This is a genomic window from Endoryza foliicola, from assembly GCF_050589245.1.
GTDB classification, from domain to species: domain Bacteria; phylum Bacteroidota; class Bacteroidia; order Chitinophagales; family Chitinophagaceae; genus Endoryza; species Endoryza foliicola.
In genome coordinates this window covers 16,384-40,137 of sequence record NZ_JBOBEW010000001.1, presented here as the reverse complement: position 1 = coordinate 40,137, position 23,754 = coordinate 16,384, and the positions used below count along the sequence as shown (strand labels likewise).

Annotated in this window: 23 protein-coding genes; 15 read left to right on the top strand and 8 right to left on the bottom strand. The window is 40.5% G+C overall.

The window, feature by feature from the left end; translation table 11 throughout:
- Window positions 1-24 precede the first annotated feature (24 nt).
- The 4 genes from ACQ2HE_RS00135 to ACQ2HE_RS00120 form a co-directional block, all read right to left on the bottom strand.
- A complete protein-coding gene (locus ACQ2HE_RS00135; protein ID WP_430895751.1) occupies window positions 25-1,311 on the bottom strand; it encodes a hemolysin family protein in 1,287 nt (428 codons plus the stop codon).
- A 36-nt stretch (window positions 1,312-1,347) separates the two neighbouring features.
- The gene (gene gmk, locus ACQ2HE_RS00130; protein ID WP_430895753.1) at window positions 1,348-1,920 is read right to left on the bottom strand and encodes a guanylate kinase; all 573 of its coding nucleotides are present in this window, start codon (window positions 1,918-1,920) and stop codon (window positions 1,348-1,350) included.
- A 30-nt stretch (window positions 1,921-1,950) separates the two neighbouring features.
- A complete protein-coding gene (locus tag ACQ2HE_RS00125; RefSeq protein ID WP_430895755.1) occupies window positions 1,951-2,556 on the bottom strand; it encodes a hypothetical protein in 606 nt (201 codons plus the stop codon).
- A gap of 114 nt (window positions 2,557-2,670) precedes the next feature.
- Window positions 2,671-3,261, bottom strand: coding sequence for a hypothetical protein (locus tag ACQ2HE_RS00120; protein ID WP_430895757.1), 591 nt, complete (start codon window positions 3,259-3,261; stop codon window positions 2,671-2,673).
- A gap of 201 nt (window positions 3,262-3,462) precedes the next feature.
- Here ACQ2HE_RS00120 and ACQ2HE_RS00115 point away from each other — a divergent pair, with 201 nt between their 5' ends.
- Window positions 3,463-3,618 (top strand): hypothetical protein, encoded by a 156-nt coding sequence (locus ACQ2HE_RS00115; RefSeq protein ID WP_430895759.1) that lies wholly within the window; start codon window positions 3,463-3,465, stop codon window positions 3,616-3,618.
- A 415-nt stretch (window positions 3,619-4,033) separates the two neighbouring features.
- Here the strand turns inward: ACQ2HE_RS00115 and murA are convergent, their stop codons facing one another.
- The 3 genes from murA to ACQ2HE_RS00100 form a co-directional block, all read right to left on the bottom strand.
- Window positions 4,034-5,344 (bottom strand): UDP-N-acetylglucosamine 1-carboxyvinyltransferase, encoded by a 1,311-nt coding sequence (murA, locus tag ACQ2HE_RS00110; protein ID WP_430895761.1) that lies wholly within the window; start codon window positions 5,342-5,344, stop codon window positions 4,034-4,036.
- 58 nt (window positions 5,345-5,402) lie between these two features.
- Window positions 5,403-6,125 carry a DUF4290 domain-containing protein gene (locus tag ACQ2HE_RS00105; RefSeq protein WP_430895763.1) on the bottom strand — a complete coding sequence of 241 codons (723 nt, stop codon included), beginning with the start codon at window positions 6,123-6,125 and terminating at the stop codon, window positions 5,403-5,405.
- Between the two features lie 99 nt (window positions 6,126-6,224).
- The gene (locus tag ACQ2HE_RS00100; protein ID WP_430895765.1) at window positions 6,225-7,433 is read right to left on the bottom strand and encodes a choice-of-anchor E domain-containing protein; all 1,209 of its coding nucleotides are present in this window, start codon (window positions 7,431-7,433) and stop codon (window positions 6,225-6,227) included.
- Window positions 7,434-7,721: 288 nt separating this feature from the next.
- Between ACQ2HE_RS00100 and gldC the strand changes: the two genes are divergently transcribed.
- The 8 genes from gldC to porG all read left to right on the top strand — a co-directional run bounded on the left by gldC (window position 7,722) and on the right by porG (window position 14,004).
- Complete coding sequence (gldC, locus tag ACQ2HE_RS00095) at window positions 7,722-8,072, top strand: gliding motility protein GldC (RefSeq protein ID WP_430895767.1); 351 nt, start codon at window positions 7,722-7,724, stop codon at window positions 8,070-8,072.
- A 15-nt stretch (window positions 8,073-8,087) separates the two neighbouring features.
- Entirely contained in the window at window positions 8,088-8,540 is a 453-nt protein-coding gene (locus tag ACQ2HE_RS00090) for a GatB/YqeY domain-containing protein (protein ID WP_430895769.1), read from the top strand.
- Window positions 8,541-8,546: 6 nt separating this feature from the next.
- Window positions 8,547-9,089 carry a CvpA family protein gene (locus tag ACQ2HE_RS00085; protein WP_430895771.1) on the top strand — a complete coding sequence of 181 codons (543 nt, stop codon included), beginning with the start codon at window positions 8,547-8,549 and terminating at the stop codon, window positions 9,087-9,089.
- A 69-nt stretch (window positions 9,090-9,158) separates the two neighbouring features.
- Entirely contained in the window at window positions 9,159-9,938 is a 780-nt protein-coding gene (locus ACQ2HE_RS00080) for an alpha/beta fold hydrolase (RefSeq protein ID WP_430895773.1), read from the top strand.
- 88 nt (window positions 9,939-10,026) lie between these two features.
- Window positions 10,027-10,686: a CBS domain-containing protein gene (locus ACQ2HE_RS00075; protein WP_430895775.1), complete on the top strand. Its 660-nt coding sequence runs from the start codon at window positions 10,027-10,029 to the stop codon at window positions 10,684-10,686.
- Window positions 10,687-10,726: 40 nt separating this feature from the next.
- The gene (locus ACQ2HE_RS00070; RefSeq protein WP_430895777.1) at window positions 10,727-12,184 is read left to right on the top strand and encodes a POTRA domain-containing protein; all 1,458 of its coding nucleotides are present in this window, start codon (window positions 10,727-10,729) and stop codon (window positions 12,182-12,184) included.
- A gap of 27 nt (window positions 12,185-12,211) precedes the next feature.
- Window positions 12,212-13,090 carry an NAD kinase gene (locus ACQ2HE_RS00065; protein WP_430895779.1) on the top strand — a complete coding sequence of 293 codons (879 nt, stop codon included), beginning with the start codon at window positions 12,212-12,214 and terminating at the stop codon, window positions 13,088-13,090.
- A 56-nt stretch (window positions 13,091-13,146) separates the two neighbouring features.
- Window positions 13,147-14,004 (top strand): type IX secretion system protein PorG, encoded by an 858-nt coding sequence (gene porG, locus ACQ2HE_RS00060; protein WP_430895781.1) that lies wholly within the window; start codon window positions 13,147-13,149, stop codon window positions 14,002-14,004.
- A gap of 33 nt (window positions 14,005-14,037) precedes the next feature.
- On the opposite strand, the gene ACQ2HE_RS00055 is transcribed toward porG, so the two are convergent.
- Window positions 14,038-14,298 (bottom strand): helix-turn-helix domain-containing protein, encoded by a 261-nt coding sequence (locus ACQ2HE_RS00055; RefSeq protein ID WP_430895783.1) that lies wholly within the window; start codon window positions 14,296-14,298, stop codon window positions 14,038-14,040.
- A 553-nt stretch (window positions 14,299-14,851) separates the two neighbouring features.
- Between ACQ2HE_RS00055 and ACQ2HE_RS00050 the strand changes: the two genes are divergently transcribed.
- The 6 genes from ACQ2HE_RS00050 (at window position 14,852) to ACQ2HE_RS00025 (ending at window position 23,744) form a co-directional block, all read left to right on the top strand.
- Entirely contained in the window at window positions 14,852-15,616 is a 765-nt protein-coding gene (locus ACQ2HE_RS00050; protein ID WP_430895785.1) for an isoprenyl transferase, read from the top strand.
- Between the two features lie 106 nt (window positions 15,617-15,722).
- Window positions 15,723-18,461: a BamA/OMP85 family outer membrane protein gene (locus ACQ2HE_RS00045; protein ID WP_430895787.1), complete on the top strand. Its 2,739-nt coding sequence runs from the start codon at window positions 15,723-15,725 to the stop codon at window positions 18,459-18,461.
- A gap of 106 nt (window positions 18,462-18,567) precedes the next feature.
- A complete protein-coding gene (locus tag ACQ2HE_RS00040) occupies window positions 18,568-19,080 on the top strand; it encodes an OmpH/Skp family outer membrane protein (protein ID WP_430895789.1) in 513 nt (170 codons plus the stop codon).
- A gap of 114 nt (window positions 19,081-19,194) precedes the next feature.
- Window positions 19,195-19,776, top strand: coding sequence for an OmpH/Skp family outer membrane protein (locus ACQ2HE_RS00035; protein WP_430895791.1), 582 nt, complete (start codon window positions 19,195-19,197; stop codon window positions 19,774-19,776).
- Between the two features lie 567 nt (window positions 19,777-20,343).
- Window positions 20,344-22,647 carry a hypothetical protein gene (locus ACQ2HE_RS00030; protein WP_430902415.1) on the top strand — a complete coding sequence of 768 codons (2,304 nt, stop codon included), beginning with the start codon at window positions 20,344-20,346 and terminating at the stop codon, window positions 22,645-22,647.
- Window positions 22,648-22,649: 2 nt separating this feature from the next.
- A complete protein-coding gene (locus tag ACQ2HE_RS00025; protein ID WP_430901823.1) occupies window positions 22,650-23,744 on the top strand; it encodes a hypothetical protein in 1,095 nt (364 codons plus the stop codon).
- Window positions 23,745-23,754 lie beyond the last annotated feature (10 nt).

The window sequence follows — 23,754 nt, the reverse complement described above, 5'->3', positions numbered from 1 at the left end:
AAAACAGTGGATTAACTTTCAGTTTTACTGTAATCGTTTCAATTTCACCGACTCAATTCGAGTATCAGTTACTTGGAGCACCTCGAATTCATAGTCCCCAATTACAATCCGCTCCTTTTGTCGGGGTATTTTCTCGTGTTGATGGATAATATAGCCGGATAGTGTTTCAGACTCGTTTTCCGGAAATTCCAAGCCATAATGCTCGTTGAGATAGTCGAGTTCCAAGCGGCCTGAAAAAATGAATTCGTTTTCATTGATGCGCTTTTCCTCCAATTCTTCTACATCGAATTCGTCTTTTATTTCTCCAAAAATCTCTTCCAGTAAGTCTTCCATGGTTACAATGCCCGCTGTTCCTCCAAATTCATCTACAACCCAAGCTATGGATTTGCGCTCTTTGGTGAAGCGGCTTATCAAATCACTTACACTCATGCTTTCCGGAACGGCCGGTATGGGAAGCAAAATGTCTTTTACCGAAGCAGGGCTTTTGAAAAGGTCTAATTGGTGCACATAACCCAGAATCTGATCAATATTTTGATCGTACACTACCAATTTGCTCAATTTGGTGGCAATCATTTTTTGACGCATTTCCTCGATGCTAGCCGTTAACGGAATGGCTTCAATTTCCTTTCTGGGAATCAAGGACTCACGAATTTTTACCTTCGGTAAAGTTAATGCTGCTTTGAAGAGGGCAGCATTCATGTTCTGATTTTCATCGTTGATAGGGCCTGTTTGTTGGATCAAGTAATCCAGATCAGCCCTTGAAAACGATTCTTTGCGTTTGTCTACACGAACGTTAAAAATGATATCGAGAATCCAATTAGAAATATTGATAAAGGGTTTTGCAATCCACCAAAACGCAAAATCACTGGCTCTTAGCAAACCGCTTCTGGCTCCGAAATTCAGCATGGAGTCGGCTTTGGCGCGGAAGATGGCTCTGGGAATGATATCGCTTATTAGTACTACCACTATCAACGACAAAACAATTTCAATGAAAATCCGCATCCAGGTTTTGCCACTGTCGTTGAAGTATTTGTTGATGAAAGGGCTCAGGTCGAGCAATACTTTCCAGAAAGTACTCACTAATAAAATGAAGCATACCAAGAAGAAATTATATGCAACAATGGTAACGCCTATAAACCGAGAGGGGTGTTCAAAAAATTTCGAAAGTAAAATGCCGCTTTCCGATCCTTGCTTTTTCTTGAGTTCAACATTCAATCTGTTGGCCGCCGCAAAAGCCACTTCAATGCCCGAATAAAAGGCCATTAAAAGCACGATCAGAATCACTATTATCAGGACTATTGTGGTATTCATAGTAGCTACAAATGTATAAAACAAGGCAGGATTGTCCTATCCTTTCGCCATAAACTCCTCTATAATCGTGCAAGCTTCCGCTTGAGCTTTGCTAAGTTCTTCATTTACAATTACTTGGTCGAAATGATCTTTGAAAGAGATCTCATAACTGGCCTTGTTTACCCGGTCGGCTAGGGTTTGTTCGGTTTCGGTGCCTCTGCTCATCAATCTTCTTCTCAATTCTTCTACAGAAGGGGGTTCTATGAAAATAGAAAGGCTGGAATCGGGGTATTGCGATTGAACATGGATGGCTCCTTTAACGTCAATATCCAGCACCGGAACTCTGTTTTGGCCCCAAATACGCTCGAGTTCCATTTTTAGGGTTCCATAGTACTTCCCTTCATACACCATTTCCCACTCTACAAACTCTTGATTTTGAATTTTTTGTCGAAAATCTTCTACCGACATAAAGTAGTAATCGATTCCGTTTTTTTCATGTGCTCTCTGCTCACGAGTTGCTGCTGATATGGAAAACGACAACTGAGGGTATTTCTCCAATAAGTATTTGGTGATGGAGGTTTTGCCCGCACCCGACGGGGCTGTAATGATAATGATGGGATGCTGAACCATGCGCAAAGATAGGGCTTAAAAACGCATCTGTTAAGTGCTTCGCTTCAAAATAAAATTGACCAAGTTGTACAAAGCAATGACCCCAATCACCCATCCATTTGCCCGGGTTCGCTTGCCAAAAATAGGGATCGACCGGCCCGTGTTGGTGGTTTTGGTGGCAAAGCAGAGAGTATACCAAATAAATGGCCCAACGAAAACGATAAAACTTAGCACATAACTTAAGATAATTAACGGTATACTAAGTTCTGTTGAAATGGTGGCGCCTTTATCTATACTGCTATCAGGGGAATTGAGTATTAGTGAAGCCATCTTACGATCGTACACATTCCAACTGTCTGTTTCATATAAGATCGCCTTCAACTCCTCCGGTTCCATTTGCTTCAAATATTCAGGGATCTCTTGCTGTTCAAAATCTGAACTGGCTTTCATTTCCAAGGCTTGATCTGCCTTCACGGTGGCCGAGGGACGGATTTTTACAACAAACATTGGTTCTATGGGACGACCGAAATAGATAGGGTCTACCATTTCCTTTTCCTGTTCTACCAAGTAAGCGATACCCGCTTTGTCGAAAATAGCGAGTAAGGCACTCATAGAAGCTTCATCAAAAAAACGATTATAGTCTCTCCATTGCTCCATGTTCATGAATAGGCACCGAATATAATCATTTCAATGATGAGAACTTCCTGTTAATTAAGTGATCATCGTTTTGTTGTCGATCTGTTTATACAATCAGTCAACTTTTCTTTTGGCTCATCGAGCGGGACGGTAATACAACACATGCGTACTGTCTTTAGAAACAATCATCCATTGTGAACCAAGCCGCTGCATCATAACATCAGCTTCATAAATAGTGTAAGGTTGAACCTCTTTTCGTTGTTTAAACCAAACAGGTTTCTCTCCAAATAAAGGGTATTCTTCCACTGAACAGCTTAAGGTGTCCATATCAATTTTGTGGAACCGATCGCGCTTTAACAAATAGGAAAGTTCTGTGGGGCTCACTTCAAATTCTAGCCAAACACAACTGTCGTTTCTGCTGAACAACTTGTCTTTTCCATTCAAAACTTTAGAGCCGGGTTTGAAATCGTCGATATAGAAGGTGAAGAGTCGTTCCGGACTTCGCCCCTGAAGTTTGGTGCCGTCGATCACTTCTAGGTCGAGCAACCATTTTTGTTTTTCAAAAACATAGAAAGTAAAACTCACTACGCCAATTCCGGCTAAAACAAACATGCTAAGAAAAATGATCTTGATCCAATGATAATTATTGATCAGTTCAAAAATCATTAAAAAGGCACCAAGAATACACACGGTAAAGCACACGAAATAAATGGATACAAATATCATAGTTTGAAATTTTTTCGATTAATCATGATAGTTGTGTAAAGCTAGGGGAAAAAAGTTGTGAAACACGCTATGGTACTGCGTTTGGAGGAAAATACTTTTTTTGATGGTAGATTACATCAAGAAGTTTTGAGGAAAAAAACATGAAGTGGTGAGGAATTCAACATGGGGGATTAATTAATAATTAAGAATTAATAATTAATAATGGAACAGCCGAAAATAGGAACGAGGATAGAGGAGACGAGGATAGAGGAAATACAGAGAAAGAACAAGAGGAGGAACAAGGGGAATACAGGAACGAGGATGAGAGAAAATACAGAGAAAGAACAAGGGGGAGGAACAGGGGGAGTTAAGAATTAAGAATGAAACAACCAGGGAGATAATTGGTGAATTTGGGAGTTTGTGAATGTGGGAATGAAATATTAGTCCGCTTTTCACGTGATGAACTATACGGGACAGGCAACGCTGTTGTTGGAAGGTAGGAAAGGCGGAGAGACCGCTAGCGCTGCGAAAACGCTGCGATCGCTGCGGTAAAAGAAGAAGTATACAAGACTGATATAATTTCAGCTCTAATCTGAGAGAATATGTTTCAATTTGTGTGTTCTGTGGTCAAAAAAGCCTAGCCCTAAAGCCCAATGCCTAATACACTGAACTCAATAACACAAAACTTGTTCCGAAGGATAGGAGTGATGAAAAATTAAGAAGGAGGAAATCTCTGCGAAACCTTCGCGTTCTTTGCGCTCGTTGCGGTGAACAACTACCGCGGTGAAGTAATCTATATCGACTTCCTCGAAATTTCTGCTCCAATATTTTTCAAACGCTCATCAATATATTGGTATCCGCGATCAATTTGTTCGATGTTTTGAATGATGCTTTTTCCCTCCGCACTTAAGGCTGCAATCAACAAGCTTACACCCGCTCTGATGTCGGGACTACTCATAGTAATGCCTCTTAATTTCTGTTCTCTTTCTAAACCAATTACAACCGCACGGTGTGGATCACACAAAATGATTTGAGCGCCCATGTCAATGAGTTTGTCTACAAAGAACAAGCGGCTTTCAAACATCTTCTGATGAATCAACACGCTTCCCTTTGCTTGGATCGCTGTTACCAAAACAATACTCAATAAATCGGGAGTGAAACCAGGCCAAGGATGATCATAAATAGTTAGTACGCCACCATCGAGATAGCGTTGTATTTCATAGATCTCTTGTTCGGGTATATGAATATCGTCGCCCTTGAATTCCATCTGAATGCCCAGTTGACGGAATTTTTCAGGAATGATTCCAAGGTGTTCTATGCCGGCATTCTTAATAGTAATATCACTTTGTATCATTGCAGCCAATCCAATGAAAGAGCCGATCTCAATCATATCAGGTAGCATGCGGTGTTGCGTGCCACCCAGATAGCTCACGCCTTCAATAACCAACAAATTACTTCCAACGCCACTGATTTTCGCACCCATGCGAATCAGCATCTTACTGAGTTGCTGTATATAGGGCTCACAGGCAGCATTGTAAATAGTGGTCGTTCCTTTTGCCATTACCGCCGCCATAATAATATTGGCCGTACCGGTAACAGAAGGCTCATCGAGCAATAAAGTAGTGCCGGTTAAATTTGGAGCTTCCAAATGGAAAAAACCATCTTCAGGATGGTAGTTGAATTCTGCACCTAACTTTTCAAATCCAATGATATGGGTATCTAACCTGCGACGACCAATTTTATCACCGCCCGGTTTAGGAATGAATGCTTTTCTAAAGCGCGACAACATGGGGCCGGCCAACATTACCGAGCCACGCAGTCTCCCACTTTTCTTTTTGAAAGCTTCGCTGTGTAAATAATCGATGTTTACATTATCGGCTTTAAAGATGCAGGTATCTCTGCTGGGTCTTTCAATCCCAACGTTCATTTCGCCCAATAATTCAATCAATAAATTTACGTCCAGAATGTCTGGAATATTGGTGATGGTTACCGGCTCTGGAGTTAACAAAACGGCGCTGATAATTTGCAAGGCCTCGTTTTTAGCACCTTGCGGAACAATATCGCCTTTGAGTCGTTTGCCGCCGGTTACTTCAAATACATTCATGCAGCGAAGTAATAAAGGGTTAAACTAGTTAGTGTTGTTTGGCTCGAAGGATAGCGGTTTAGTAGCGTTTCTTTTTGAACTTGCCACCATTGTTATTACGGTCATTACGATCGTTGCGGTCGTTTCTGTCATTTCTATTATTGCTTCCGCCTCCACCTCTTTGTTGATGGCCAAATTTCTGATTGCGTTTGTTACGGTAATCGAAATTGCCGCGGTCTCTGTCGCGGTTATCGCCACCCGGACGAGGAGTTCTCACAAACGGTGTATTCGTAAATGTAAGTTGACCTTCGGTAATGTTCGATAGTTCACTTTGAATGGCATCGTCGTGAACGGTCTCTTTGTGCCAGTTACTGTAAGCCAACTTCATATAATATGCCACAGCATTCGCGAAACCCTGACGTTTTTCAGGATTTTCTTCCTTCAACGCTTTGTCAATTACCAACTCCATGTTTTTACCCAAGTGATAATGTCTTGGATAACGCTTTGGATAAGGTAAAGGCTGAGGTCTGGCTTTTAATGTTTCGCGCGTAGGGATGGGATACGGAGAGTCAACGTCTAATTTGAAATCGGAGATCAAAAACAAATGATCCCATAATTTATGACGGAAGTCTTCCACATTTTTTAAGTGAGGGTTTAAGAATCCCATTAGTTCGATCACAGCGTAGGCATTGCGCTGACGCGTTTCTCTGTCCTCTAAGGTTAACAGGTATTCAACCATGCGTTGAATATGCCTGCCATATTCCTTCATAATGAGATGGTTTCTCGTAGTATTATATTCCATTAAACTAATTTGATAATAAACAAAAGTAAGAAAGTAATATCAGAATGAAAAAAGGCCCTCCGACAGGGCCTTTAGTATAAAAACGCAGGGAATAAGTTCTTATTTTGTAATCGACACTTTAGAGCTGTAAACCGCACCTGTTCTTACTTCTTTCGCTCTCAAGATATACACTCCTGCAGGTGGCTGGCTGTTCAATTCCAGGTTAATTACATTGCTTTGTTGAACACTCATGGTTCTGTTGTACATCACCTGACCGCTCATATTTACCAATTCTACAGCATAATCACCGGTGATTGGCTGCTCAAACATCATTTGGAATTTCGCACGAGCCGGGTTAGGGAATACAGAGATTCCACCTACCGTTGTTCCATCAAAAGAAACACCTTTGATAGCGGTAGCGGCCCATTTACCACTGCTTTGTACTTGCTTTACTCTGAAATAAAGTTTTCCGGCAGTTTGGTTCGCCTTATAGTTGAACTCGTATTTAGAAGCGGTACTTCCTACAACCGTGCGGGCATCCACCGTTCCGGCCGATTGGAAATCTCTTCCATTTGTAGAATATTCAATTAAGTATTTGTTGGCGGCGCTTTCATTGTTGGTGGTCCAAGTCAATAAAACATCTTCTTTCGACTTTTTAGCAACATTGAAATCTGCCATACCACTAGCTAATAAGGCAGTTATACAGTAATTGTATTCAACTCCCACGGTTACGAAGTCTTGTGAACTTACCGAGAAAATATAGTTCACACCACCCGTTACGGTTGTTTTACCTGTTAACTTGTAATAGTAAGTAAGTGTGCCATTTCCAAGAAAAGGAACCACATTTGAACTGATTGTACGACTGAGGTATTGATTTTTCAATACACTGTCAGGACCAATAAAAATGTAATCGGGTCCTGAGAAGGTATTACCATCACTTTCTGCAAGAGTATATGGACCATAGTTCTTTGAAAAGTTGGCAGAAATTGTAGGGGATAAACCCGGACCTAGAATTTGGTCGGTACGCGTATAAGAGATACGATAGTTCAGAGGATAGATCTCATCGTTCTCCAAACGCATTCTCACTACTGAAGTAAGATAAGAATAGACGTTCACGCACACCAATTCACCGATTGCTGGGTCAAACTGACTTAAATTGAAGTCGGTAGAGTCATCGATTGGACGAATCAAACGGGTTTGCTGATAAGAAACGGTGCTTGGATTACTACCATCGGTACATAAGCATTGTGCTCTTATGGGTAAGGGTAAGTAGAGGATAAGGGTTAAGCAGGTCAATAATATTGACACTTTTGAGTATCGTTGTTTCATAGGTACTGATTTTACTTTGGGTATTACGGATTGCTGTAACAAAGCTAGATAACGTAAAATTGGGATGCAAAGTGTAACTACTTATTTTTTTTACACCGTAAAATCCGAACCTTTAGCGCAGTTTTTCCTCGGTAACATAACTATATTAATACATAAGTTATTCAATTTCAATTTACATTAAAACTATTTTATATCTATAAAGTGCGCAGTTATTTTTGGGTATCAAAAGCCATTTAAGATTGGTAATTTTGCATTCAATTGATAGCGAATCACTAAGAAGAATTACTTATGCAAAAATCAACCATAACAATTGAAGTTGGATTGGACGAAAAGAGAGTTCCCGAATCCATTCAATGGAAAGCAACCGACAGTACCGCAGAAAAACCAAGAGATGCGAAAGCCTTTATGGTGTCTTTTTGGGATGGTGCCGACAATGCAGCCCTTCGAATGGACCTTTGGACCAAAGAAATGAGGGTAGATGAAATGGCAGATTTCTATTATCAAACCCTGATGACCATGGCTGACTCATTCGACAGAGCCACGCACCAGCAGGAGTTGGTTAACAAAATGAAGCAATTCGCTCATGATTTTTATAAGCGTTTTGCCGAATTACAAGAAAAAGAGAACAAGATTCAATAATCTAAAGTGTTGATTATGAGTTTAGAACAAAAAATTACGGCTTCCTTGAAAACGGCTATGTTGGCTAAAGATGAGAAGGCGTTGAGAAGTTTACGTGCGATAAAAGCAGCTTTATTGTTGGCGAAAACAGCTGAAGGGGCTTCGGGAGAAGTTTCCGAAGCTGAAGAAACCAAACTCTTGCAAAAACTGGTAAAGCAAAGAAAGGATTCATTGGAGATTTACCAGCAGCAGAACCGTCCCGATCTGGCTCAAAAAGAGATCGAGGAGATCGAAATCATTGAGCTGTTTTTACCCAAGCAATTATCGGCCGATGAATTAAAGCCTTTGATCAGTGCTATTATTTCCAAAGTAGGGGCTGCTGGTCCTCAAGACATGGGGAAAGTGATGGGCGCGGCTACGAAAGAATTAGCCGGTCAAGCCGATGGTAAAACCATCAGCGCTTTGGTAAAAGAACTGTTGGCGAAGTAATCTGAAGTGTCAATCGACTTATTATATATGATTGTGGTGGCCATAGCCATCATTAAAGGATTGAAAAAGGGCCTCATTGTTGCGCTGTTTTCTTTCTTCGCCATTTTCATTGGATTGGCAGCAGCTACAAAACTTTCGGTAGTGGTAGCAGCGCATTTTCGGGGCGATGATAAGGAGGTAAGTGTTTGGTTGCCGATGTTGAGTTTTGTGGGTGTATTGGTTGCCGTGGTGCTAGTAGTTCGATTGATCGCAAAGTTTATCGAAACATCCATGGAATTAGCCTTTGTAGGCTGGGTAAATAAACTTGGGGGTGCTATTTTATATACAGTGTTATACACCACTATATTCAGTATCCTTCTATTTTATTTGGTGAAAGGCAAAATTATTCAACCAAGCACTGTACAAGAATCGGTTGTTTATCCGGTTATTGGTGATTGGGGTCCTGGCTTGTTAAACGGTTTGGGTGCTGTTATTCCTTGGTTCAAAAATATGTTTCAACAGTTGGAATATTTCTTCGGAAATGTTGCTGAAAAAATCCAAGAAAACTAAGAAGTGTACATATTTGCGGTAAAACAGTTATTTTAGCGATTATTTGAATAGAACTCTTAAGAACAAAAGATGCAATACGAGATCAAAGAAGTTGACAAGTTTAAATACATTGAGGTAGGGGAGGGAGAGCCGCTGATGCTACTGCATGGCTTGTTCGGAGCATTGAGTAACTTCGAATACTTAATTGAGTACTTCCGTCATCATTACAAAGTAGTGGTGCCAATGCTTCCTTTGTTTGATCTGGATCTATTGCATACTTCCGTGGGTGGATTACAGAAATACGTTCATAAATTCATTGAGAACCGCAATTATACCGGCATTAACCTTTTAGGTAATTCTTTGGGAGGTCACGTGGCTTTAGTGCACACGCTTAAACACCCCGAGAAAATTAAATCACTCATTTTAACGGGCAGTTCAGGCCTATTCGAAAGTGGAATGGGTGATACCTACCCCAAGCGCGGCGATTATGAATACATTCGTAAGAAAACGGAAGTGACCTTTTACGATCCCGCGGTAGCTACCAAAGAACTGGTTGACGAAGTGTACAATACCGTTAACAATAGAATTAAAGCCATCAAAATCATTGCACTGGCAAAAAGTGCCATCCGCAATAATTTGGGGGAAGAGTTGAACCAAATTAAACAACCAACCCTTCTTATCTGGGGAAATAACGACGCAGTAACACCTCCTTTTGTGGGCCGAGAATTCCACAAATTGATTCCCAATAGTGAACTCCATTTCATCGATAAATGCGGTCATGCGCCTATGATGGAAGTGCCTCAGGAGTTCAATCAAATTCTTCATAAATTTTTGACAAAATTGAGTCAACCGGCAGCGGTAAACCCTTAATTGTCGTCTTACTAAATAAAAAGGCTCTTTCTACGTTCTAATCTTAGTTCTGAGAGTCCCTTTTTAACCTCTAAATCATATTCAAAAGATGTTGAATAAAAACATCCTATCTAGCTCTATACCTTCGCTTCGTTTAACAGACGATGTGCGTCATGCATTGGATATGATGGAGGAGAACCATTGTTCTGAATTGGCGGTGGTGAATGGTGATTTATTTGAAGGGTTGGTTTTAGAGTCCGATTTGCTTTCTGTTGATGAGGGAGAGGAAATTCAAGTCATCCAAAGTAGGTTCTCTAAGCTTGCAGCACAGGCTAATTCACATGTATTCGAAGCCGTACAATTGGCCAACGAATACCATCTTACGGTGGTGCCGGTGGTAGACAAAGAAGGCCATTATTTGGGAGTGATTTCCAATGCAGATCTTTTGTTACAATTGGGCACTATTAATGGCGTAAAAACAGCCGGCGCTATTATCGTGTTAGAAATGGAAAACAAAGCTTTTTCTTTTTCTGAAATCAGCAAATTGGTAGAAACCAACGACGCTCAAATTACTCAACTTAATACGCATTGGGATCCCGCCACTGAATCTTTTCTTGTTACTCTGAAAATTAATAAATTCGAAGTGAGTGATATACTTGCTACCTTTCAACGCTATGAGTATTCTGTTCGTCACTTTTTTGGTGAAGAACAATATGAAAATGAGTTGAAAAGCAATTTTGATCATCTCATGAATTATCTGAATATTTAAAGCAGTGGATTCCTGAAAGGGACGCTACCCGCTTTAGTACATGCACCAACAACTTAAATTATATTACTGTGGGTTAGTTTTACTCCTGCTGACCGGTTTTTGTGCCCAAGCTCAAGTAGCTTCGAGCCCAAACCTTAACTTATTACAAATATTAGAAGACCACGATTCCACTGGCGCCCGCTCTTCCTCTAGTTCTAATCACTTTATTATCGGTGATATCACTGTTGAAGGAAATTACAAAACCAAAGATTACATTGTAAAGCGTGAATTACCTTTCAGTACAGGCGATTCTATTTATCTGCCCGACCTCGTAAAAGGTTTTGAAATTGGCAGGCAACAGCTTATGAACACAAAGTTGTTCAACGAGGCAATCATATCTGTTAAGTCGTTCAGAGGCTACGTGGTTGATATTAGAGTAGAAGTGAAAGAACGGTGGTACATCTTTCCCATTCCTTATGCGAAGGCTGTAGATAGAAATATCAATGAGTTTTTCCGTCAGGGTGTTGGTATCCAACGTATCAACTATGGCTTCAAATTTCAATACAACAACTTCACCGGTAGAAATGATAAATTAAAAATTTGGTTGATCACCGGGTATACGCAACAGTTGCAGTTTGAATACGAACAACCCTATGCCGATCGAACCTTGAAGCACGGCTATAAATTAGGGATGACCTATAGCTTTAACCGAGAGATCAATTACGCAACCATCAACAACCAACAACAATTCAGTGATTCTTTTGGAGGAACCAGACGTTGGTATGCACACGTAGACTATACCTATCGCCCCGGCTTACGAACTTTCAATAGTGTGCGACTGGCTTTGGTGCGACAAGACATCGATTCGGCTGTCATCAATGCCAATCCAAAATATTTCTTTGGTGGAAAAACATCCATCGTTTTTCCTGAGCTGTCGTACAACTTGAACTATTATAAAGTAGACTATATTCCTTATCCATTGAAAGGGTGGATGGGGGAAGTATCGTTTTTAAAACGAGGGTTTTCAAGTGAAATGAACATGTGGCAATTCGGAGGAAAGCTCATGAATAACTGGGATTTGAAAAAGAAATGGTATTTCTCCACACAAACACAAGCCGTTATTCGGTTGCCATTCGAGCAGCCCTTTGTAAATCAGCGCATGTTTGGTTTTGGCGACATGTACTTGCGTGGTTTGGAGCGATACGTTGTAGATGGCGTGGCTGCCTTTTTATCGAGATCAACTTTAAGAAAAGAAATCATACGATTCAAAGTGCCCACACATTTGAAATCGAAATCGCATAGCGAAGTTCCTTTCCAGTTTTATGCAAGGGTGTTTGGTGATTGGGGCTCAGTGTACAATAAAGTAAATCCGGAAAATTCGCTCACCAACAAACTTCTCTATACTTATGGGGTGGGCTTAGACATGGTGAGTTTTTATGATTTCGTGGTACGGTTCGATTATAGTTTTAATCAATTAGGACAAAACGGGGTATTTTTACACATCAAGAGTGATTTCTAGGCCTGATACAACAATTAATATGCATTCATGAAAATAGCAATCTATAGTAGGGTAGTGGAGCAGGAGCATTTGCCTGCTGTGCAGCAATTGATGGATGAATTGAACAAAGAACAGATTGAGGCGGTTATCTATGAGCCTTATTTTGAGAAAATAAAGCCCGCTGTTCATCTGCCCAATCATTACTCTCTCTTTTCTTCTTCTGCTGACTTAGATGATACGATCGAATGCATGATAAGCTTAGGTGGTGATGGCACCCTACTTGATACGGTTACCTATGTAAGAGACAAGAATATCCCTGTTCTAGGAATCAATTTTGGAAGATTGGGCTTTTTGGCTTCGCTAGGTAGAGAAGAGATCCACAGTGCGGTACAAGCCATAGTTACCAGAACCATGATCATTGATCGTCGTAGTTTGATTCACTTGGATGCTGAACAACCCCTTTTTGGAGAAGTTCCCTATGCTCTTAATGAATTCGCGATTCATAAAACCGACACCTCTCCCATGATCAAGGTACATACTTACTTGAATGGTGAGTTTTTAAATACCTATTGGTCGGATGGACTTATTGTTGCAACACCCACAGGATCAACAGGCTATTCCTTAAGCTGTAGTGGTCCGATCATTTTCCCCGATTCTTCCAGTTTTGTAATTACCCCGGTGGCACCGCATAACCTCAATGTGCGCCCCATTGTGGTACCCGATAACAACGTCATTTCTTTTGAAATTGAAGGGAGAACCGATCATTTTATTTGTGCCTTAGACTCTCGTAGACAATTGGTTAACAAGAAAGTACAATTGGCCGTACGAAAAGAACGCTTCGATATTGGGCTGATTCGATTGAATGAAAACAACTTCCTACAAACACTTCGAAACAAACTTTCTTGGGGGCTGGATACCCGCAATTAACAGCATATTATAGGGATAAACCTTTATCAACTGCCGCATTTTATTATATTGCAGCTATGAAATTAAAGATCTTAGCTGCTGGGATATTGGTGGCAAGCTTTATAAGCTTTAAAGCCAATGCTCAATATGAAAGTACTGTTCAAGAAGGTGAGTTGGGATTCAGTATTGGTGCCGCTCATTACTTTGGTGACTTAAATACGCGTGCGCAACTCAATCGCCCGAAATTGGCGGTTGGCGCATTCTTCAGAAAACAATTCGGAAATTACATTGGACTTCGAATAGCTGCCCACTATGCGAAATTGGGTTATTCGGATGTGTACAATACGCATAACGAATACATGTATCGCAGAAATCTCAGTTTCAATACCAATATTTTTGAATTGGGATTGCAAGGCGATTTCAACTTCTTCAAGTTTGTACCCGGAGATCCTTACCATCGATTTACACCTTATGTTACTTTAGGAGTAGGATTGTTCAACTATGATCCCTATGCGTTTTTGGGAGGTCAAAAATATTTCCTTCGTCCGTTAGGCACCGAAGGTCAAGGAACCAATGCATATCCCGATCGCAAGCCTTATAGCACCATGGCTTTCGCCTTTCCTTTAGGAGTGGGTGTAAAATTCAACTTGAATGAAAAAATAAACATCGGATTTGAAGTTGCCAATCGATTCACCACTACCGATTATCTGGATGACGTAAGCACAACCTATGTTGGTGCAGATAAATTTCCTTTATTGCCCGATGGTTCTAAATCTCCTGCCGGCTTATTACAAGACAGAAGCTACGAGCGTGGCGATATTATTGGTATTGAAGGCAGACAAAGAGGAAATCCCAAACAAAAAGACCAGTATGTGTTTGCAGAGTTTACCATCTCATTCAACTTAACATCGTATCGCTGTCCAACAGCCAACTAATAAAAAAAGGCCACCATTTGGTGGCCTTTTTCATTACGCTCTCATTTTCATTTCAGGTTCCTGAAATTCCATGCTGATAACGTCTTTTTTCTTGAACAACTCACCTACTTTGGTCAGTTCTTCAATATTGCTTTCCAATGCAGATAAGATCTGGGGCAGTCGCCCTTTTCGAATCCACAGGGAGTTTTCAATTTTCGAATAAGCTTGTTGCGTGATCCCCATCTTTTTTGCGATGGCGGTCTGCTTCATGTCTTTGGTTAATCGTAGGCGTTTGATCCAAATTCCTGGTGTCATAGTGAGTGTTTTCAAGTTCTAGAATTACTGCAATGGCAGTTGGGTTAACGATTCGAAATTAACTCGACCTATTGTGCTGCACATGTGAGCTTTCACAGAATACAACGGGAGAAAAACGAGGGAATGGAGAGGAAAAAAGAATCAATAATTAATAAGTAATAATTAATAATTGAACAGCCGGAATACAGGAACGAGGAGAAGAGGAAGCGAGGAAGGAGGAAATACAGCAATGCTTTGCGAATTTGTTGCGGACTTAGCGGTCGCTGCGGTGAAGCTACTCCAATTACAGAGGCTAATCTGTGGTGAAAAATAGGAGGGATGAGGGAGGAGGGAAGATGGAGGAAATTTGGAAAGACTGCTAACGCTGCGTAGACGCTGCGATCGCCGCGCCGCTGCGGTGAATCAAACAAGCCCTTCATAATATATTCACAATCAATTTAATACAACCCTTTCAAATTCTTCTTTCTCTCAAAACCCCAATCTGCCCGCTCGGGTACGAATTTTCTAGCGAAACGGGGCTTTTTCATTAACTTTGTGCGCCTTAAAAAACAGCATGAGCAGCCTTAAAGAACAAATTGATACCGAACGCCTCCCTCGGCATATCGCCATTATCATGGATGGTAATGGAAGATGGGCGCAAGAAAAGGGGAAGGATCGCCTCTACGGCCATTTTCATGGCGTAGAAAGCGTGCGCGATATCGTGGAAGGTTGTGCTGAATTGGGGGTAGGCTATCTAACGCTTTACGCATTTAGCACCGAGAACTGGGATCGACCCGCTTATGAAGTAACCGGTTTGATGGAACTATTGGTTGAAACCATTCGTAAAGAAACAGCCACACTCAATAAAAACAATATCAAACTCCATGTAATTGGCGATCATAGCATGCTTCCGGAAAACGCCAAACAGGCGCTGAAAGAAAGTCTGGACATGACTTCCACCAATACCGGCCTCCATTTGATCATGGCTTTGAGCTACAGCAGTCGCTGGGAATTAGTGAATGCAGTTCAAAGAATTGCTTCCGATGTTGAGCTCGGCACCATCAAAGCAGCTGATGTGAATCAGGATACCCTGCAGCGCTATTTGAGCACCAGCGAATTTCCCGATCCTGAATTGATGATTCGCACCAGCGGAGAATACCGCATCAGTAATTTCTTATTGTATCAATTAGCATATGCAGAACTGTATTTCACGCCGGTTCGTTGGCCCGATTTCAGAAAAGAAAACCTCTACGAAGCCATTTTGGATTTCCAAGGAAGAGAACGCCGCTTCGGTAAAACCAGTGCTCAAGTAAAAAGCGAAACAAACCTGAACAGTTAACTGCCAAAAAAGCGAAAAAAAGCTTATTCTGAGCGATTTTCAGCGACTATTTAACAAACCATTTCAACTAAATCACTTTAATTTGCCCCAGCTTAAACAACCCGGAATGCAGCGTACGTTTACCTATTCATTCATCTTTTTTTGTTTTTTGGTGGGCATCGCCAATTTTGCCACTGCTCAGACCTCAAAAGATACTGTTCCCGACTCAATAGACCCCGATCTTTTGAACATTATGAACTCTCGGGTTCCTAAGGAATATACAATTGCAGGAATTAAAGTGGTAGGTACCAAACGTTACGACGAGCAATTGTTGATTTCAATCTCCGGATTAAATGTGGGTGATAAAGTATTACTTCCGGGAGCAGATAATTTCTCTAAAGCTATTACTAACTTGTGGAAGCAGAACCTGTTTTCAAACGTACAAGTTTACTTTACCAAGTTGGAAAACATGAATCTGTTTCTTGAAATTCGAGTTTCTGAACGCCCGGCCCTGTCGAAATACTTTTTGAAAGGCATTAAGAAATCTGACGACGAGGAATTGAGAGGTAAAACTGGATTAGTAGTAGGTAGAGTGGTTACAGAGAACGTGAAGATGAGCGCCATCCAAAACATTCAAAAATACTACACTGAAAAAGGGTACCAGAGCGCTAAAGTAAAAATTGAAGAAAAACCTGATCCCGCACTTCCCAACACCATCATTCTTACTTTCGATATCGTTAAGGGCGTAAAAGTTCGTATCAACGACGTAAAGACTTTCGGAAACATCTTTGTTTCTACTGCGAAAATCAAAAAGCAGATGAAGGGTACGAAAGAAATGAGTCGCCTCACCCTTTATCCTAGCAAAGATTCCAGCACCTACGGTCAATCTAAAAAATATACCACAGCAGAATATTTAAGCGATGCAGGGTTCCTGTCTCCTACCAAAACAAAGGAGTTCATGGATCCTTATTTCCGTTTTAAACTCTTCAGTTCTGCAAAATTCAACGATAAGAAATACGAGGAAGACAAAGAGAAAGTGATCGATTATTACAACTCTTTGGGCTATCGTGATGCGGTGATCGTAAAAGACACCCAATACTTTAACGACAAGGGTAACATGAACATCGATATCAAAATTGATGAAGGCCGTCGTTATTATTTCGGAAATATCAACTGGAAAGGAAATACCAAATACTCTGATTCCATTCTAACCTTCATTCTCGGAATCAAAAAAGGAGATATTTATAATCTCGAAACCTTGAACAGAAAACTGGGTAAGCAACTTTCTCAAGAAGGTGGCGATATCAGTGGTTTGTATATGGACGATGGTTATCTGTTCTTCCGAGTTGATCCGGTAGAAACAGCGGTATATAATGATACCATCGATTTTGAAATTCGCATGGTAGAAGGTCCGCAAGCTACTATCAAAAACATCACGATCTCCGGTAACGAAAAAACCAAAGAGTATGTGGTTCGTCGTGAGATCAGAACTTTGCCCGGTGAGAAGTTCAGCCGTACCGATTTGATCCGTACGCAACGTGAATTATCACAATTGGGTTATTTTAACCAAGAAAAAATTGGTATCAATCCCGTTCCTAATCCTGAGGATGGAACAGTGGACATTCAATATACATTGGAAGAAAAATCGAGTGACCAATTGGAATTGAGTGCCGGTTGGGGTGGTGGTATCGGTTTAACCGGTACAGTAGGGGTATCGTTCAATAACTTCTCGATCAAGAATATCTTCAATAGAAAATCATGGGATCCTTTACCAACCGGCGATGGACAAAAATTAAGTTTGCGTATTCAATCGAATGGTAAGGCCTTCCAAACCTATAACTTCTCGTTCACCGAGCCTTGGCTGGGTGGAAAGAAGAGAAACTCTTTGACTATTGCCTTGTACAAGAGTGTGTTCCGTCAGAGTGGTTATAACTATGCTACCAATCGTTACGTATTCAGCGATACTTCTTCATTGAAGAACTTTGGTGCGAGTATTTCATTGGGTAAGCAATTGAAATGGCCTGATGACTTCTTTACCTTGGTATACTCCTTGAACTATACTCAGTACAAACTGCGTAAGTATCCTTACATCTTTGCGAACATCTCGGATGGTACTTCACACAACGTAAACTTTAAAGTGGCGTTGGCACGTAACTCAGCGGGTCCAAACCCGATCTTCCCAACAAGTGGATCGAACTTCTTGTTGAGTGCTCAGTTTACGCCTCCTTATTCTTTGTTCAAATCGCAAGGAACTGTTACCAAAGAAGACGGTTACCGTTTGCCGGAGTTCCACAAATGGAATATGACTGCAGAATGGTTCATTCCTATCGGTCGCGCTTTGGGAGCAGACAAGAGCCGTCAATTCGTGATCCGTGCTGCTGCGAAATATGGATTCATGGGCAGATACAATCCGAAATTGGATTTCTCTCCGTTTGAGCGTTTCCAAGTGGGTGATGCCGGTTTGGCGAATGGTAACTTCATCTTAGGATACGATATCATCGCTCATCGTGGTTATCCGGTTTACGACAACTCAGATCCTAAAGTGAACCCTGATAAGCAAACCGCTTCTCAGTTCTTCACCATGTTCAATAAATACACTGTTGAATTGCGTTTCCCATTCACGTTGAACCCTAGCAGTACTATTTATGGTATGGCTTGGTTTGAAGCGGCCAACGGTTGGTACGATTATAAGAGTTACAATCCTTTCCGTTTGAGAAGAAGTGCCGGTGTGGGAGCTCGTTTCTACCTGCCGATGTTTGGTTTATTAGGATTTGACTATGGTGTAGGGTTTGACCGTTTGAGACCCGGTACCAGCTTTAAAGATGCCGGTAGATTTACCTTTATGTTAGGATTTGAGCCGCAATAAGAAGCAGCCAAATGGAGAAAATACGCGTCTTATTTGTTATTAAGGCAAGTGTGACGTAATTTTCTCGATAATCGTTTCATTGTCAGTACCAATAAATATAACCTGTATGAAAAAAATCCTTTTTCTGGCCATGGCCCTGTTCATGGGTTTTGCCGGTTTGAAAGCGCAACGATATGCAATTGTTGACACGAAGTACATCCTCGACAAAATGCCTGAGTACAAAGATGCTCAGAAGAAATTAGACGAGTTTAGCATTCAGTGGCAACGTGAAATTGACGAGCGTCAGCGCACTTTGGACAAAATGTACAAGGATTTTGAAGCGGAGCAGGTAATGCTGAGCGATGAATTGAAGAAAAAGCGTGAAGATGAGTTGTTTATGAAGGAGAAGGAATTGCGCGATTTGCAGCGCAAGCGTTTTGGATTTGAGGGCGATCTGTTCAAAAAAAGACAAGAACTGGTAAAACCTGTTCAAGATAAAGTATACAATGCCATCCAAAAGATAGCACAGGCAAGGGCTTACGATTTTATTTTGGATAAAAGTGAAGGAATTACCGTTATCTTTGCCGACCCCAAGTTAGACAAGAGTGAAGATGTTTTGAGAGAATTGGGGGTTAAATAAGTTCCAAAGAATCTGTTAAAGAAGCGGAGGGACGCAACGACTCAAGTAAGTTTTTCAACTTAGAATATACACTCGGACTTGTCCGAAGCTTGAATTTTAAAACACAACGCAAACATGAAAAGAATTTTTACCGTAGCAGTATTGGCTCTAGGTTTATTAGCCGCTTCATCAGCCAGTGCCCAAACAAAGATTGGTTATATCAGTTCTCAGGAATTGATTTCTCTGATGCCAGAAACTAAAAAAGCAGATTCTTCTTTACAACAATTAAGAGCAGCTTTGATTCAAAATGCTCAAGACAAAGAAGCTAAGTTGAATGCTGATATTGAGCAGTTCAATAGAGACAGTGCAAAATATTCTGAGGCAGTAAAAACTGTAAAGCGTGCTGAATTACAAAAAGCATATCAGGAATTAGCCGGTGAAGAGCAAAGAATTCAAGAGCAATTGCAAAATGAACAACAACGTTTGTTGGCGCCTATTCAGAAGAAAGCTAATGATGCAGTTCAGTCGGCAGCTAAAGAAAACGGATTCTCTTATGTATTTGAAAGAGAAGTGTTGATTGTAGCTCCTCCTGCAGAAGATTTATTGCCATTGGTGGCTAAAAAATTGGGCATCAAGTTGCCGAGTCAAACTCCGGCCAACAATCCAACGCCAACCGCTCCTAACGGTGGTGCTGCGAAGCCTCAAACAAAACAATAAGCATCTCGCTTAATGATAGTAGAAAGTCCCGCCAAATGGCGGGATTTTTGTTTTAATTTAAGCGCATACCCTAGCCGATTCTATGAGTTGGAATTTGGATAAATTTGGTTAGATTTTGTTTGTGTTGTTTTTCTTTTGCACTCCTGCTTTCAATGCAAATATTTGGGAGGCCTGGTTTTGGGACACTACAATAAATTGATAGTTATGCGCACGATTCTGACTCTTGTGCTGCTGGTAGCCATTTTATCAAAGCATGTTTTATCAAGCAAATAATCTCTACATATAAACTTGGGCAGTGTGTTAAGTTGTATTTTCTGATTTACTTCTCGCCTATTCGATATTTTTTGATAAATTCATTAGGTAATGGATAGTGTTAATGTAGGTACATACACTTATGTTTTTAATAAAAGTAAAAATTTTTGTTGCGCAAAAAGCTTTTATATCAAAATAAAAAGTAAATTCATATCGAGAAATTGAACTGACGCCTTTTTTAAACCTTTTTGTTCATCCTTTTAAAGTACTCTTTTGCGATACATTGTTTGTATAGCATTAGCTTTCTTTGTGTTTATGAACCTTAACCGAGCTCAAACTGCTGGCCAACACTTCCGTATAGTGAATTCGGCCGATACGCTCTCCCAGCTTGGTTCCGGTGGATTCTTCTCTATCCCCATCTTGTCATCTTGTAAGAACTTTTCATCACTGAGATATATTATTGTAAATGAACCACAAGCTAGTCCCATTCAAGGGGATACTAGTATTTTACCCAATCTGACTTTTTCTCGTCATAATATACTAACGTTAACAGGGTACATTAGTTACACAAATAATTATCAGGCTTTTATTGATACCCCTGTTTCTGAGAGAAATCTTATGCAGCAGACTGTTCAGGGCCGTTTACAGGGCGTGTTTAAGAAGCGATATCCATTTAATATCAATTTTAGCTATCGCTTTAATAATTCATCGCTTTTTAAAGATTATTTTGACCTGGGCTTAAATTACAATGCCGAAGATTTTAAAAGGCTTTTACTCAGGGCTTTTCGCGATCAGGTGAATACTAGATTGAGTGATTATCAAAGAGAACTTGATTCTCTATTAGCTCTTGTAAAGCCACTTACTCCCGATCTTACGGAAAAGTACATGAGTCTTTCAATGCCGAATGCTCCCCAGGTTGAAACAGAGCGAAATGAAAGGCTTTTTCTCCAGCAACAAGAGACGAAATATGATTTGTACGAAGACTCGCTGCGTGCATTGAGTGGTCGTCGTGAAAAAAAGGGAATGATTTTTTTTAAGTCATTTCAGCATAAGGGTGATTCTTCAGTAAGTAGCATACAGTCAAAAATTCCCTCTCCAAAATTTGATACTGCTTCTCGGTTACGTGGAATGGTTGATACCAACAAGGAAAAGTACGATTCGCTGATCAACAAAATTGAAAAGCTGAAAAAGAAAATAGGAGCAGCGAGGGATTCTATACAATCCTATAAAAATTTAGATTATTCTAAATTGGCGGAGGAGAATGTGTTTGACACTAGTAATATAAGAAATGCAAGACTGGCAAGAATCTACAAGATTTTGTTGTCAGTGAAAACAGTTTCACTGGGTAGAACGGTTGTGAATTATTCCGATTTAACTGTTCGTCAGTTGAGCCTGAATGGAATCAATTTGGAGGTTAACCCAGGCTACTATTTTGCGGTAACGGCCGGAAAGATTGATTTCAGGTTCAGAGACTATATTGTTCGAAATGCCTCGGTAAAGGGTCAAAAATTCGCGATGATTCGCGTGGGTAAAGGATTCATAGATAAAGATCATGTTGTATTGAGTTATTTCTATGGGCAACGACAAAGTTTTAACTCTATTCTGAATACTCAAAGCAATCAATTAATACAGCCGGGGAATAATTTAGCCGGTATTAGCTTAGAAGCAGCCAAACGAATTGGTTCTAATGGTTTGCTGACAATGGAAATAGCTAAATCTTCAGCTCCCTATTATGTTTTGGATACACTGAATGGGGTGAAATGGATGCGCGGTATTTCGAATTTTTCTGAACGCCATAACGAAGCGTACTCATTGAAATACGTTCAGGGTTTTAAGAAAATTGATCTTACTGTTCAAGCCGGTGTAAAATATTTGGGCGCTAAATATCAATCCTTTTCTGTCATCAATACTGGAAGCTATCAAATTGGATGGCATTTCAAGGTGAAACAAAGCTTTCTGAAGAAGCAGATTCAGTTTCAAGGATCAATACAGCAAAACGAGTATTCCAATCCTTTTTCCATTCTAACATATCGTTCTACAAACATTGTGGCATCGGCATTTGCTAGTTTCAGATTTAAAAAGCTGCCGTTTTTTTCCATTGGATACTATCCAACACAGCAGGTGTTAAAACTTTCAGACAACAGCCTGAGCATCCATCAATACTGGACTTTAATGGCTACTGCTGTTAAGAACTTTAAAATTGGGAAGCAGTTTGGGACGAGTATGCTGATGTTTAATCAGTTTAAAGGAAGCTCGAAAGATAGTGGTTCTTATCTGAATGATTTTTCAAGTGTTCAATGGTCAAATTCTGTTGTTTTAAAGAAGGTAATGGTGGGGTTGAACCTGAGTTCACAAGTGTCAAATAGAACAGCATTTAACACAGTTGAAACCGAATGTAGTTATTCTCCTTTTCAGTGGCTGAGTTTAAGTTCTAATCTAAAGTTAAGCGTTCTGCAAGGGAGTAAGAGTTTGTACAAGGGGTATGGAGGGAGCATAAATTTCAAAGTTGGGATTTTGGGTGATGTTTCTGTTTCATTTGATAGGACCTATGTGCCTTATATGTTGAATTCAATTGTGAAAAACGAATATGGTCGATTAACATACTATAAAACATTCTAGAAATGAGAAAAATACAGTTGGTAATACTTAGTCTGTTGTTGGTTTATGGGGCCTATTCTCAAGTGACCATCGTTGCTCCTGAGATCCCGGGAGGGCTGGTAACCAAGCATCAGCTGTGGAGCATAACACTCATGAATGCAGGTGCGGCTGATCAAAAAATCGCCGTGGGTGTAAGCGTCTACAGTATCAATGAGAATCAACTGCTGTTTGCGTCCGTTTCAAAACCGATTACATTAGGACGCGGAGGCAAGGCAATCCGGTTTTCTGATGCTGAGCCCGTTCAATATCAGTCGGTGTCTCCTCGATTTAATTTAAATGGATTTTTACAGGGCTTTTTACCATTGGGGTCTTACAAGGTTTGTTATACGATTTTTAATAATCCCGGTTACTTGGAGAGTTATTCTGCCGAAGAGTGCGTGCAAGTAACAGTAGATGCGTTGACCAGACCGCAATTGATATATCCAGCTGACAGTGCGAGTTTGGTTGAATCCAAACCATTGTTTTCGTGGATACCTCCCGCGCCGCTTCAGCTTTTTCAAGACTTGAACTATGATCTTGTGTTAACTGAAGTGTTTCCCAATCAATCTCCTTTAGAAGCCATACAAAATAATATGCCAGTGCTTTTTCAAAGAAGAGTGATGCAGAGTAATCTTCAGTTTCCGACAACGCAACGGCAATTAGATACTGGGAAAGTCTATGCATGGCGGGTTTATGCCAAAAACGGATTGAATCCCGCGATGGAAAGTGAAGTTTGGACTTTCTCCTTATCGGGGAAGGATAGAGAGGCGCCAATTGTAAAAGGTATAACTTACTTTGAATTAAAGCAGAGTACAGAAGCTGCAAGTCATTTTAGTCTTAAATCAACTGATTTGAGCGTATTGTTTTACTCATATCTCAAAACTTATAAAGGGCTGATCGTAGTTCGTGATTCGAAGGGTAAGTTGATATGGTCAAAAGAGCAAGAAGTGTTTTATGGAGGGAATTACTTAACGGCGGCTTTAAAAGGTAAAATTCGTTCGGGACAAGATTACACTGTTCAGGTGTTAAATGGTGACGAAATAGTATTCAAAGGAAATTTTAATTACACAAAGAAATAAGCGATCTCCC